This window comes from Streptomyces sp. NPDC005566 (assembly GCF_040605575.1).
Lineage (GTDB): Bacteria > Actinomycetota > Actinomycetes > Streptomycetales > Streptomycetaceae > Streptomyces.
Map to the genome: position 1 here is coordinate 36,184 of NZ_JBEXDB010000004.1, position 11,984 is coordinate 48,167.

General features: G+C 66.9%; 12 protein-coding genes and 2 pseudogenes. 6 read left to right on the forward strand and 8 right to left on the reverse strand.

Features of this window, described 5'->3' with window-relative positions; genetic code table 11:
* Positions 1-476: 476 nt before the first annotated feature.
* Positions 477-1,001: a hypothetical protein gene (locus ABZS61_RS07415; protein WP_356417195.1), complete on the reverse strand. Its 525-nt coding sequence runs from the start codon at positions 999-1,001 to the stop codon at positions 477-479.
* Positions 1,002-1,297: 296 nt separating this feature from the next.
* Positions 1,298-1,837, reverse strand: a complete 540-nt coding sequence (locus tag ABZS61_RS07420) for a hypothetical protein (protein ID WP_356417196.1) — start codon at positions 1,835-1,837, stop codon at positions 1,298-1,300.
* Between the two features lie 29 nt (positions 1,838-1,866).
* On the opposite strand from ABZS61_RS07420, the gene ABZS61_RS07425 reads away from it, so the two are divergent.
* Positions 1,867-2,172, forward strand: a complete 306-nt coding sequence (locus tag ABZS61_RS07425; protein WP_356417197.1) for a hypothetical protein — start codon at positions 1,867-1,869, stop codon at positions 2,170-2,172.
* Between the two features lie 201 nt (positions 2,173-2,373).
* Here ABZS61_RS07425 and ABZS61_RS07430 read toward each other — a convergent pair whose 3' ends face one another.
* Complete coding sequence (locus ABZS61_RS07430) at positions 2,374-2,826, reverse strand: hypothetical protein (protein WP_356417198.1); 453 nt, start codon at positions 2,824-2,826, stop codon at positions 2,374-2,376.
* 131 nt (positions 2,827-2,957) lie between these two features.
* Here ABZS61_RS07430 and ABZS61_RS07435 point away from each other — a divergent pair, with 131 nt between their 5' ends.
* Complete coding sequence (locus tag ABZS61_RS07435; protein WP_356417199.1) at positions 2,958-3,308, forward strand: hypothetical protein; 351 nt, start codon at positions 2,958-2,960, stop codon at positions 3,306-3,308.
* A 101-nt stretch (positions 3,309-3,409) separates the two neighbouring features.
* On the opposite strand, the gene ABZS61_RS07440 is transcribed toward ABZS61_RS07435, so the two are convergent.
* Positions 3,410-4,300, reverse strand: a complete 891-nt coding sequence (locus tag ABZS61_RS07440) for a LysR substrate-binding domain-containing protein (protein WP_356417200.1) — start codon at positions 4,298-4,300, stop codon at positions 3,410-3,412.
* A 94-nt stretch (positions 4,301-4,394) separates the two neighbouring features.
* On the opposite strand from ABZS61_RS07440, the gene ABZS61_RS07445 reads away from it, so the two are divergent.
* From ABZS61_RS07445 to ABZS61_RS07455, 3 genes are all read left to right on the forward strand, one after another.
* A complete protein-coding gene (locus ABZS61_RS07445; protein ID WP_356417201.1) occupies positions 4,395-5,093 on the forward strand; it encodes an HAD family hydrolase in 699 nt (232 codons plus the stop codon).
* Between the two features lie 146 nt (positions 5,094-5,239).
* A complete protein-coding gene (locus ABZS61_RS07450; protein ID WP_356417202.1) occupies positions 5,240-6,049 on the forward strand; it encodes a transposase family protein in 810 nt (269 codons plus the stop codon).
* Positions 6,050-6,534: 485 nt separating this feature from the next.
* Positions 6,535-7,707, forward strand: coding sequence for an amino acid decarboxylase (locus ABZS61_RS07455; RefSeq protein ID WP_356417515.1), 1,173 nt, complete (start codon positions 6,535-6,537; stop codon positions 7,705-7,707).
* 140 nt (positions 7,708-7,847) lie between these two features.
* Here ABZS61_RS07455 and ABZS61_RS07460 read toward each other — a convergent pair whose 3' ends face one another.
* Positions 7,848-9,038, reverse strand: coding sequence for a S8 family peptidase (locus tag ABZS61_RS07460; protein WP_356417203.1), 1,191 nt, complete (start codon positions 9,036-9,038; stop codon positions 7,848-7,850).
* Positions 9,039-9,364: 326 nt separating this feature from the next.
* The gene (locus tag ABZS61_RS07465; protein ID WP_356417204.1) at positions 9,365-10,921 is read right to left on the reverse strand and encodes an RICIN domain-containing protein; all 1,557 of its coding nucleotides are present in this window, start codon (positions 10,919-10,921) and stop codon (positions 9,365-9,367) included.
* 143 nt (positions 10,922-11,064) lie between these two features.
* Here ABZS61_RS07465 and ABZS61_RS07470 point away from each other — a divergent pair.
* Positions 11,065-11,297 (forward strand): annotated as a pseudogene (locus ABZS61_RS07470) (IS5/IS1182 family transposase); the annotation flags it as partial.
* A gap of 12 nt (positions 11,298-11,309) precedes the next feature.
* On the opposite strand, the gene ABZS61_RS07475 reads toward ABZS61_RS07470, so the two are convergent.
* Positions 11,310-11,684, reverse strand: coding sequence for a hypothetical protein (locus tag ABZS61_RS07475; RefSeq protein WP_356417533.1), 375 nt, complete (start codon positions 11,682-11,684; stop codon positions 11,310-11,312).
* Between the two features lie 53 nt (positions 11,685-11,737).
* Positions 11,738-11,902: pseudogene (locus ABZS61_RS07480) on the reverse strand (methylmalonyl-CoA mutase family protein); the annotation flags it as partial.
* Positions 11,903-11,984 lie beyond the last annotated feature (82 nt).

The following is an 11,984-nucleotide window of genomic DNA, read 5'->3' on the forward strand; positions in this document are numbered from 1 at the left end:
GCCACGCGTTTCAGCCTCGGCGGCTGGCTGCGAAAGCGATGAAGGCCCACAGACACATGGCGACGCAGATTAGAGCTGCTGCTGCACCGGTCCAGCGGAACGCGTCCTCACCGATGTGTGCCAGCCGGGAGGCAATACCTTCACCTGGCGTATTGTAGTCCGCGCCGTTGTTCCTGCCCTTGCACTGATGGCTGGAGAAGAGGATCCAGGCGACGCCGCGAACGCCTGCGAGGATGAGTAGAAGAATCATCCCGGTGATGGTCGGCGGTAAGAGGGGGTGGGCTGGCACAGGTGAGTAGGCGTCCATCCCGCCACGGTCCCACTTCGGGGCTTTGCCCACCCGAGTACGCATACTCAGGTGAACACCGTCCCATCGGTGGGTCGAGCGTTGGCCGAGCCGTGGGGGCCTTCGCCGTAAATCGAGCCGGATCTTTTGTGGGAGCGGATCCCGCATCACCAAACACATGCGACCCGAGTCACGGCGGAGTGAAATCCTCTCGGGGGGCGATGCTGGGAGACGGCAGTCCCGCCGCTGCACACGCGGACTGCGGGTGGTTCTCTGCGGCCAGTTCCCTGACGGTGACCGCAGGCTTCGGCTCGCCGTCCAGTGCGACATCGAAGGCGAAGCACCCAGTCACAAATGTCTCGCTGGTGAGGAATACTCCTGGCCCGACGCCCAGCAACTCTGCCCTCACGATAAGATCAGGGCCCTGCCGCTCGATGCTGACCAAGCCCTGAGCTGGGTCTCCCCGTGGGAGAATCCGAGCGATCTCGCTGTCGTCCAGCACACCGTCGGCGGCTGCAGCGACGAGCCTCTCCTGCCGAGCTTCAGCAGCACTCCGCACATCGGCGCGGGCCCTTCCCTCGGCGCGGCCGTCCGCCGTGGCTGCCCAGCCCCACAGTCCGATGAAGCACACAAGAAGCAGCACGAGCACAGCCAGACAACCGTTGAAGAGACATCCCCAGGCTGTCCCGCTGCGCACCCCTTCGCGTCTTCCCATGGCCCGAGCATGCCGGTGCCCAAACGGGCTAGAGGCTCACGAGTCCAAGCTGTTACTCACTCCGCCCCTGCCCGAAACCACTTCGCCCCGAGCTCGAACGATTCAGGCAGGGTCACCGCTGTGTCCGAAGACGAGTGCGGCCTTGACGATGTCGAGCAGGAGCCTTCTTCATGCCCGCCGCGGGGGCCACCGCCCCAACCACCCGTCAGGTTGGAAGAGGCTCACTGAGCCGACTTGGTGTTCCTCGCAGTCCTGGTTGTCGAGCCGCACAACCTCACAACAGCCATCGGACCCTGCTATGAGGGGCGAAGAACGGGATCGATCTCTGCCAAGCTCTCATGCAGCCGACGGGAACCCCGGGCAACCAGATCGTCGTTGTCACCCGACATCTCCTCGCAGAGCCTCAGCGCCTCGTCCAGGTCGTCCGAGAAGATGCTGAAGACCCTGACGACTGCGGTGTGGAGGTAATCGGCGTGGTTGTCGTCGGCCACTGCCATTGCGGACGCGACTATCGCCAGTCCGGCCCTGTCCTTTCGCCGAAGCAAGCCCTCCGCGGTCCGCTGGGTGACGAAGGTGTCGCCAGGGTCGAGCACAAGGCCCAGCAGCGGCCCCACGGCCTCCTGCATCTCGGCGAACCCCGCCAGGCTGTGACCGGCATCCGCCCGGTCACGCCAGTCCTCGCTCCGCCCGAGCGCGGTCAGCGCCACGACAGTCGCACGCCGCAGGTCACCGTCCACGTACTCGTCCGTCCCTCCCACGATTTCGGTCAAAATATAGTCGAGGCGTCCTACCGGATGATCGCCCAGGAGGGGGCCTGGGTGCTTCTTTCGGATCATCGTCCGGAGGGTCGCGGGCGGACGATACAGTGCGCGCCGTAAACATACCCGACTGGTTCGTCTGGATCGCCCTCGGTCTGGCCCTCTTGCAGGCCCTTGCCCTCGTCCCCATTGCCCGACGACTGCGCGAACCCGACTCCGCGGTGCGCTCCAAGGCACGTCTCGACCTGCTGGGAACCGGCAGTTCCCTGATGCTCTTCTGCGGCCTGCTCCTGAGCCTTCTGGTCGCTGAATCCTGGTTCTGGCTCGCCCTCGTCGGCTTCGCGCTCATGACCGTTGTCTACGCCGTGAAGGGCGTCCACCTACTTCGCGCCCGCCGCCGACCCGCGGCCTGATCCGGAAGCGGGCCATCGTTCTCGCGGGGCTGCTGGTACAGAATCTGCGGAGCGGCTCACTGGATAACCAGTGACTCCCGAGCTCGGAGCGCGAGTTGGATTCTCGTCATCCGCTCCATGACAAAGCCCCAGGCCGGCGGCCGGGGCTTTTACGTCGTACGGACCGGTTGTCCACAAAACATCCGGTGATCGACGGCTGCGTCACCTGCCCGGAGTCCACCGGACCCAGTAGTCGAGCCCATCGGGCCGGTAGCGGGCGCCCCCGTCGAACCGCCACTCGGCGACCAGGCACCGGGCATCGGAGGGTGCATTGTGGTGCGGGGCCAGCAGCGCTGTCAGCTCGTCGTACCTGGGGTCGATCCCTTCATGCCCGGGATGGCATTCGATCCCGGCAGTCCCGGCCTCGTACCGGGCGTTCCACCTTGCGAAGATCGCCCACTGCTCGCGCTCCAGCCGGACAAGCACCTGGCTCGCAGGCCACACCAGGTACTCATCGGGGGCGCGGGAGAAGTCGACGTCGTGACACTGGAAATAGTGTGGAACCCCGTCGATGTCCACGAGTCCGTCGCGGGGGCCGTCATACCACTCCAGCTCGACAAAGACGCGCTCGAAACCGTCGTCCATCAACTGCTGCTCGCCCCAGGTCTCCGCCACGAAGGCAGGCTACCGGCCGCAGCCTCGCCAACCATGATCACGAACAAACGCTTGAGTACCGGGATCTGTCGGCCGATCACGGCTGATGTGGGAACGGACCCCTATTCTGAGTGCATGGGGAGGGGGCGTCGGTGGAGCGCGATGTTCAGCTGGTGCGGGACTTGGTGGCGGCTGTGCCCGGCTTCGAGGACCTGTTTGAAGCGCACGTCTTCAACGAGGACGGTGTCCTGCCCCACCTCTTCTTCTGGGATGTCGTTCAGGAGACCGTTGCGTCGTTCCTCGAAGGCGACGAGACGGACTGGCGAGTCACACTGCGATTCCTGGAAGAGCAGCTTCGACTCGATGTCTCCGACGTGGCCCGGGTGATCACCACCTCATTCCTGTTCAGTCTGCCGTGGCCGGGCCAGCCCGGATATTGCCTTGTCGAGCACCTTGGTCCCGCCATGGGCGCACGGTTCGCTGCGATTCGGCCGGCCGGCTAGAACCTGTCCGGTCGACCGTGTGACCACCGCGTGCCCAGGCCGTTGGGCTGTGCATGGGGCGGGGTGATCCGAATGATGCTGAGTGGGCGCAATACACCTGATTACGTGCCGGATTCCCACTGGGCAATGATGTGCTCGGCTTGTCCGGTGAGGGCGGCCGTCAGGTCACGGGCACTGGTCGCCACTGTCGAGCGGAGGACCGCGACGCTGATCTCGCGGGCCAGCGGTGGTCCTTCCAGCGGGCGGACGACGAGGTCGTCGCGTGGGGCACCGAGTCCGAGACGGGGCACCAGGGCGACGCCGGTGCCGGCCGCGACGAACCCCTGCACCATCGCGTAGTCGTCGGTGCGCATCACTTGCAGCGGTTCGAAACCGTGCTGCGCGCAGGCCCAGGACAGTACGCGGTCGCAGGGATCGCGGGGGTCCGCGGCACCGACCCAGTCGTCGTCGCGAAGCTCTTGCAACGGCACCCGGTCGAGGGCCGCGCACCTGTGGTCGTGGGGCAGGACGAGCAGCAGCGGGTCGGTCAGCAGGGCGTGCAGCTCGAAGTCCTCGTCCAGATCGAGGCGGTCGCCAGGCTGGGAGAAGACCAGAGCGGCCTGCAGTTCACGGGACCGCAGTCCCTGCAGCAATGTGGGGAGTTCTCCCTCGGTGAGGGATACATGAACTCCCTTCTGGTGGAGGGCCTTTACGGCCGGTGGCAGGAGCAGCGCGCCGGCTGTGGGAAACGTGCCGATGCGCAGGGTTCGGGTGCCGCGCTCAGCCAGTGCGCGCACGTCCCGTTCGGCGAGCTTCACCCGCTCCAGGACCGCCTCCGCGTGGGGCAGCAGTGTGTCGCCGAGCTCGGTGAGGGTCGCACCACGGGGCCCGCGCTGTACCAGAGCGCCGTCGAAGTGGGATTCGAGGACAGTCAGGTGGTACGTGACCGTGGGCTGTGCGTAATGCAGAGCACGAGCGGCGCCGGCGAGTGAGGTTTTCTCAACGAAGATCATTTCTGGTCGTTGAGGGCAGCGGGCATCATGGGCTAGGAGCCTTGATTGACTCGCTGAATGGCGTGTGGCTGGACCGCCTTGCCTCAGGGGAGACATGCCGTTCTTCAAAGCCGTTCTGTTCGACTGGGTGGGAACGCTCATCGTCCCCAAGTGGGGTCCTGCAGAGGGACGCCCGAGAGGTGCCCTGTGGATCGAGCGCTCATTGCGGCAGCTCGGACGTGACGCGTCGGAGTCGCAGGTGCAGCGGATCAGCTCGGCGTTGAGTACGGCGGGCAAGCGGCCGGACGTCGAGCAGGGCTGGTTCCGGGCTGACGCGTCAGCCGAGTCGCACCGCCAGGGCTACAACCGCTGGGTGAACGCTGCGGGTATCGACTCTGCGTTGGCCCAGGAGATGTACTCGGCGTTGTCCGACCCCACCGACGCTCGTTTTGCCGCCGACACCGGGCCCACTCTCAGGACCCTGAAGGCAGCGGGGCTGAAGGTGGCGGTCATCAGCGACATCCACTTTGACCTCCGCCCGGGTTTCGTCAAGAACGACCTCGACGGGTATATCGACCACTTCGTGCTCTCCTTCGAGCACGGCATCTGCAAGCCCGATCCCGCTATCTTCCGCGTTGCCCTGGACGCGCTCGGGGTGCAGCCCTGCGAGGCGCTGATGGTCGGCGACCGCTCCGGTTACGACGGCGCGGCTGTTGAAGCCGGGGTAGCGACTCTGCTCGTGCCGCCACTGACACAGGTCTCCCAGGCGCGGCTGCACCTTGTGCCCGCAGCCTGCGGCATCTCCTCCCTCTGACGACTCCGCCCGCGGACGGCCTTCCATAAGCACGGCCCGCCGCTGACCGGGGACAGGGCATCCCGCCCAGCCGGAGGCAGACGAGATGCCCCAGGTAGGACAGGTCTCAGTAAAAGATCATGTTCACAACTGCCAGGAGCTCCACGTTGGTCACCTTCGTTGTCACGCTCGATGTTCCGAACCACGTCGTGGAGTACCTCGCCTGTCTGCTTGCCGCTCACCGGCGTCGTCTGGGAACCCCGCGCCGCAGCAGAGCACTGGGCCCTTTCCGGCAGGCGGTGGTCGTGCTCCGCTGGTTCCGTGAGCGCGGGTGCGTGCACTGCCTGGCCCGCGACGCCGGAATCTCCCAGACCACTGCCTACCGATACCTGCACGAGGGCATCGACGTCCTCGCACACAAGGCTCCCGACCTGCACGATGTCCTGACGCGCTGCCAGAAGCTGGGCGTGACGCACGTGATCCTGGACGGGACACTGATCGAGTCCGACCGAGTCGCCGGCGTCCGCGAGAACGGCAACGACCTGTGGTTCAGCCAGAAACACAAGGCTTTCGGCGGCAACGTGCAGTTCCTATCCGCCCCCGACGGCACTCCGCTGTGGGTCTCCGAGGTTGAGCCGGGCTCCACTCCCGATATCACTGCCGCCCGCATCCACGCACTCCCGGCTTTGTACAAGGCCGCAGCCGAAGGACTTCCAACGCTGGCCGACAAGGGCTACATCGGCGCGGGCATCGGCATCCACATACCCACCCGCCGCCCCAAAGGCCGCTCCGAGCAAGCACTCCATGTCGACATCCGCATGACCAACGCCCTGATCCGTCACGTCCGCGCCCTGGGCGAACGCGCCGCCGCCGAACTCAAGCAACGCTGGCGCACCCTGCAGCGGATCACCCTCAGCCCGAACCGCATCGGCGACATCGCCCGCGCTGCCCTCGTCGTCAATGGCATCTGGAAATGATCACGGTTGAGAAAACCTCAGTGAGCCCTCTTGGGAAATGGCCTTGAGGACCTGAAGATGACGTAGCTCGACCATATAGACAGTCTATGGAGCGACTCAGAGAAATACAGCATTCCTCTCAGGGGGCTGCACTGGCACTCTGATCGGCGTGAACCTCAGAACCGCCCAGAGGCGGCACCTGGTCCCGTCCGTTTCCCCTCAGCACCGTGCGCCGTACGCCGAAGCGCTCAGAGCCCACGCCGGACGGGGCTGGCTTCGTCTCAACGTCCCCGGTCATGCGGCCGAGGCCGGCAGTTTCGGCCCCCTTGCGGAGACCTTCGGGCCCGGGACACTGCGTCTGGACTTCCCGCCACTGATCGAGGGTCTCGATCTCGGCGCGGACACGCCGATGGAAGAAGCGCTGCAGCTGGCCGCCGAGGCATGGGGGGGCGCGGCGGACGTGGTTCCTCACGAACGGCGCGTCCCAGGGCAACCACATCGCGTCCCTGGTGACCGCAGCACTGGGGCGCACCCTCGTGGTGCAGCGCAGTGTGCACTCCAGTGTGATCGACGGCCTCGTACTGTCCGGGCTGAAGGCGGCGTTCGTCCAGCCGTCCGTCGACGCCGAGCAGGGAATCGCGCACGGGGTGACGGCCGGAGCTCTTGCCACGGCCATAGCCCAGCACCCTGACGCCGCAGCCGCCTACATCGTCTCCCCGAGCTACTTCGGTGCGGTCGCGGATGTGCCTTCGCTCGCTGCCGTCGCCCACGCCGCGGGCATCCCCCTGATCGTCGACGAAGCGTGGGGTGCGCACTTCGGGTTCCATCCTCGCTTTCCTGCGAACGCGCTCTCCCAGGGCGCGGACCTGGTGACCTCCAGTACGCACAAACTCGCAGGCAGCCTCACCCAGTCCGCGATGCTGCACCTGGGCGACGGGCCTTTCGCCGATGTGCTCGAGCCCTTGATCGACCGGGCGTTCCGCCTCGTGCAGTCCACCAGTGCGAGTGCCTTGCTGCTGGCCTCCCTCGACCGCGCACGCATGACTTTGGCCGGCGGCCACGAGGCACTCGGCGCGTCCGTCGAGGCAGCCGACACGGTGCGCGCGGCCATCCGGTCCCTCGGCCGGTTCGCCGTGGTCAGTGACGACTTCCCGCGGTTCCCCGACATCGTGGAGGCCGATCCGCTGAGGATCGCCGTGGACACCCGAGCTGGAGGTATCTCTGGCCACGAGGCCCGCCGCCGGATCTCACGGGACCATCAGGTGATGGTGGAGGTCGCCACCGGCTCGGCTGTCGTCGCGGTGGTCGGCGCCGGTTCGAGCCCTGACACGGACCGGTTCATCGAGGCACTGCACGGTCTGCCGTCGCCTCTCCGCGACTCCGGCACCGTCGAGCGACTGCGGGTGACACTTCCGCAGCCCGGCCCTTCCCGGCTCACCGCTCGTGAGGCATTCATGAGTCCCACCCGAGCGGTGCACGCGGCAGAGGCTGTGGGGCTCATCTCGGCAGACACTCTGGCCGCGTACCCACCGGGCATCCCCAATGTGCTGCCTGGTGAGGTCATCACCGCCGAAACCATTCGCTTCCTGCAGCTCACCGCGGCAGCACCGAGTGGCCATGTGCGCGGCGCACTCGACCCGGGTGTCACGAGGTTGCTCGTCGTCGACACCCCGGCGTGACCAAGGTCGGCGCAGACGCTGCCCGCCACCTCGACGGAGTTCGATGAAGGCGGCAAGGTGTCGCGTGGGTGGTGCCCGAGGAGCGGCCGTACCTGCCGGGTGAGAGCTCCTCGGGCACCATGTGCCGCGCCGCAGTCGTTCTAGAACCGCGAGTGCAGCAGCTTGTCGGGTGAACCCGTGAGAGGGTTCCGGACCTTGCCGCTCGTCGCGTTGTTCACCAGAGCGTTCCGGACCTGGGCCGGGGTCGCGGTCGGGTGGGCGGAGAGGTAGAGCGCCGCCACGCCCGCCGTGTGGGGGGTAGCCATGGACGTGCCGGAGATGGTGTTCGTGGCGGAGTCGCTGTCCTTCCACGCCGAGGTGATGTCCACCCCCGGCGCGAACAGGTCCAGGCACGTTCCGTAGTTGGAGAACGAGGCGCGGCTGTCCGTCCTGTCCGTCGCGCCGACCGTGATCGCCTCGGGAACGCGGGCGGGGGAGTAGTTGCACGCGTTCGCGGGGAGCCCCAGGATCGGTAGGCCGTTGCCCGCGGCGATCGAGTAGCTGACGCCGGAGGTGATCGACTTCTTCACCGCGTCGTCGAGCGAGGCGCTGGCACTCCCACCGAGGCTCATGTTGGCGACGGCCGGCTTCCTGGCGTTGGCCGTCACCCAGTCGATGCCTGCGATGACGCCGGCGGTGGTGCCGGAGCCGTCGCAGTCCAGAACGCGTACGGCGATCAGCTTGGAGCCCTTGGCGACGCCGTACGTCCTGCCGCCGACGGTGCCCGCCACGTGGGTGCCGTGGCCCTGGCAGTCCTGGCCGTTCCGGCCGTCGCCCACGGTGTCCTTGCCGACGCTCGCGCGGCCGCCGAACTCGTTGTGGGAGGTGCGGATTCCGGTGTCGATGATGTACGCGTTCACGTTCGAAGCGGACGTGGTGTGCGAGTACGTCGTCGACAGTGGAAGGTTGCGCTGGTCCACCCGGTCGAGACCCCAGGTCGCGTCGGACTGGGTGTCGTTGAGCCGTACGATCGAATTCTGCTCGACGTATGCCACGCGCGGGTCGGCCGCCAGCGCCTTCGCCCTGGCCTCCGACAAGGAGGCCGAGAAGCCTTCGAGGACATCGCGGAACGTGTGCTCGGGTGTCACGCCGAGGTCGGCGGCATCGGTTCTGCCGTCCTTCAGGACGACGATCCAGCTGTTCTGTACGGCGGTTACGGAGGGGGCGAGACGAAGATCGCCAATGATCGCACCTTGCGCAGTGGGGGAGACGGCGAACTGAAGACCGGTCGCAACTGCGAGCGCGGGTATCAGCGCCCCGACGCGACGGGCAGTGACTCTCATCCTGTGCACCTGACCTTTCGTTGACCGGGTTACGGGCAAGTACGGTCGTGCATGGTGCCAGGACGTGCAGGAGCGCGAACCAGAGCTCCGCAGTGTGACGTAGGCCACAACGTTACGACTGGTTGGTAAGTGCCCCTGTGGAAACGGGAGTTGAGCGACCATCATGAGGTGTGGATCTTGTGCGTGTGCGTCGTGTGCCCGAAATGCGGGGCGCGGTGCAGTCAGCAGGGCAGGAACGCCGTGGCATCTCCCGTGGTCCGGCGAGCGTTGTCGAGTGCGACCTCATCTCCACCGTCGATGACAGTCGCGTCATCGAGTCAGGCCGGTCATGTCACTCACCATCCCGTCGGCAGGCTCCTGAGGAACAGGGTCAGCCGGTCGGCGATCACCCGGTCGTCGTGAGCCGAGGTGTGCCGGTCGCATCCGAGGAAGTCCAGGCCCGCCTGGTCGAGGAACCAGTAGTGGACCCCGTTGTCACCGGCCTCGTTGCGCGCCTCGACCACCTGGCGCACATGCTCGGCGTTTCCGTCGAAGCCGACGGCCACGAGGGTGGTGCCGGCACCGTAGCGCGTCCGTAGTTTCCGGAGGAACTCGCGGTAGGCGGCGCGGTAGGCGGCCGCGAGGCTGTCGGGCGTCCACGGTTCACCGGGGGTGAGGTCGGAGAAGTCGTTGGCGCCGAGGTTGACCACCACGATCTGTGGGTGCCACGTCCCCGGGTTCTGCCAGACGTCGCCGTCCACGTTCAGCAGGGCGCGGTCGTAGTAGGTCCGGTACGTGACGTCCGGGCAGATGCCGGCGACGTTGCGCACCATGCCGAGGCCGGAGAAGCCGTTGATCTGGTAATCGGCGTCCAACTGCTGGGCGGTGAGGGCGCCGTGGCTCACGTCGGTGTTGGTGTTCCGCTTGAGCTGCTCCGGATTGCAGTCGCGGGTTCCCGAGACATTGCCGTAGCCCACCGTGAGGGAGTCCCCGATGAACTCGATCTGGCGCTCCCGGGGCGCGGGCTTGCTCAGAACGGCGCCCCCGGGCGCGGCGACGAAGCCTCCGAACGTGCTGACGTCCCCCGGGGTGTCGTTGCGTTTGACGACCCGGACCGTGTGCTCGCCGTCCCGCAGGCCGTTGATCCAGTGCGTGGTGTCGCCGGGTGTGACCAGGGTGACGACGGTGGCCCCGTCGATCTGGACGTCGTAGTCGGCGGCCGTGCAGTCGAGTACCACCCCGAGGCCGGTCCCGCGGAAGCGGCCCTCGAAGTACACCCCGGGCCAGCTGAACTGGACAGTCTTCCCCAGGTCCTTGATCCGCCCTGCGGTGTGCACCTGCTCCGAGACGCTCTTCACGGGGACCAGTTGCCACTGCTGGTTGGCGCTGCCCCGGTCGGTGAACTGCACAACCTTGGCACCGTCCGTGGTGGCAGCGTTCCGGACCTCGACGGCCTTGCCGCTGTTGCGGTTGATCAGACGGACGTAACCGTCCGCCGAGTCCTCCAGCCGGAACTGCTGGGTCGAGCCGTTGGTGTCGCCCCACTGCACGATGCCCGCGTGGTCGGCGCCGGACCAGCCGTGGACGTCGAGCACCTTGCCCGAGTGCTGGGCCTTGAGTCGGTAGTAGCCGTCGCCCGAGTCGACGAACTGGAACCGCTGATGGGCACCGCCGTTGCGGGTCCACTGCTGAACGGCGGTTCCCTCAGCAGTACGTGCGCCGGATATGTCCAGCACCTTGCCGCTGCCCTGGTTGATCAGCTCGTACCACGAGCCCGCGTCCACCGTGGCCGCTTGCGCGGTCCCGGTCGCGCCCAGCCCTGCCGGCGGAGCCGTCGGCAGGGTCGTCCCCGAGGCAAGTGCCGCCGGGCGCCTCCCGCGCCCCGGCTTGGGGTTCCTGTCTCCGAAAGTCATCTGCGTGCCATCTCTCCGGCCCTGTGGTGCATCGGTGGTCACGGCCGAACGTCCGACATTCCACCCCTGGATGTCAATCAGTTTTGAGCGGACGAGATAGACCAACAGGCAGCCGCATTGCATGACTTGATGAAACATCCACAGTGCGGGAGCGGGGAGGGAGCGATCCCGGTGTCAGCCGCCCGTGGTGCCTGCCGCCGACGGACCGGGTCCTCCTGGTGGCCGTCCATTACCGCACCAACCCACAACCCTGGTCCCGGCCCGAGACCGGACGGTCGCCGCGTCCTCCCGTGATTGTCGGCTCTCGGTGAATGCGGAGGCCATCATCGATGCGGACAGCCACCTGGTGATCGCCTCAGCCCGCCCGTCCCCGGGACTGCAACAACCTTTAGGCCGCAGCAGGCACCTGGACTGTGAAAACGGGCACTCTTCCGTCCGCGAACCGCTGGAAGCGTACGCGCGTGCCGATGCTGGGTGCGGCCAGGGTGCACCCGCTGAGGCGCGCCTCGATGCGGAATCCGTCGTCCAGGCCGACCAGGCACACGAGGCGGGGCACGTGCCCTTTTCGTGGCCTGTACTCGTAGTCGTCTATCCGGCCGGCACCCTGGCTGTCCTCCCAAATGAGGTCTTCGCCGCCGCAGTGCGGGCAGATGCAGCGGCGGCCGAACAAGGCGCTGGTGCACCAGGCGCATCGCTGGAAGCGGAGAAGGGTGGATTCTTCGGCATTCTCCGGTGCGGGTTCGTTGGTGGTCCGGTAGTGCACGTGTGCTCCTGGCCTTGTGGCGGTGGGGAGTGCGGGGTGTGTGCCGGGACCGTCGCGGTGCGGAAACCGGCGTTGTGCCGCATCGCCCAGGGCCCGACGGTGTACGTCGATGGGTACGCGCCCCGGGTGAACGGAAAGGCGCCGTTGAGGCCCAGTTCGGCGTCCGCGTCGGAATCCGTTCGTGCCCAGCCGTCGAGGAGCGGTGGAGCGGCAAGCAGGTCGGACGTGCTGTGCGCCACGGAACTCACACCGAACCTCCAGCGGTACTGAATCTCGCCCTGACGGTACTCAGTATCATTC

Excerpts from the sequence above, each read along its gene's own strand:
- ABZS61_RS07415 (WP_356417195.1), bottom strand. The coding sequence starts at position 1,001 with ATGGGAAGACGCGAAGGGGTGCGCAGCGGGACAGCCTGGGGATGTCTC.
- ABZS61_RS07420 (WP_356417196.1), bottom strand. The coding sequence starts at position 1,837 with ATGATCCGAAAGAAGCACCCAGGCCCCCTCCTGGGCGATCATCCGGTA.
- ABZS61_RS07440 (WP_356417200.1), bottom strand. The coding sequence starts at position 4,300 with ATGATCTTCGTTGAGAAAACCTCACTCGCCGGCGCCGCTCGTGCTCTG.
- ABZS61_RS07445 (WP_356417201.1), top strand. The coding sequence starts at position 4,395 with ATGCCGTTCTTCAAAGCCGTTCTGTTCGACTGGGTGGGAACGCTCATC.
- ABZS61_RS07465 (WP_356417204.1), bottom strand. The coding sequence starts at position 10,921 with ATGACTTTCGGAGACAGGAACCCCAAGCCGGGGCGCGGGAGGCGCCCG.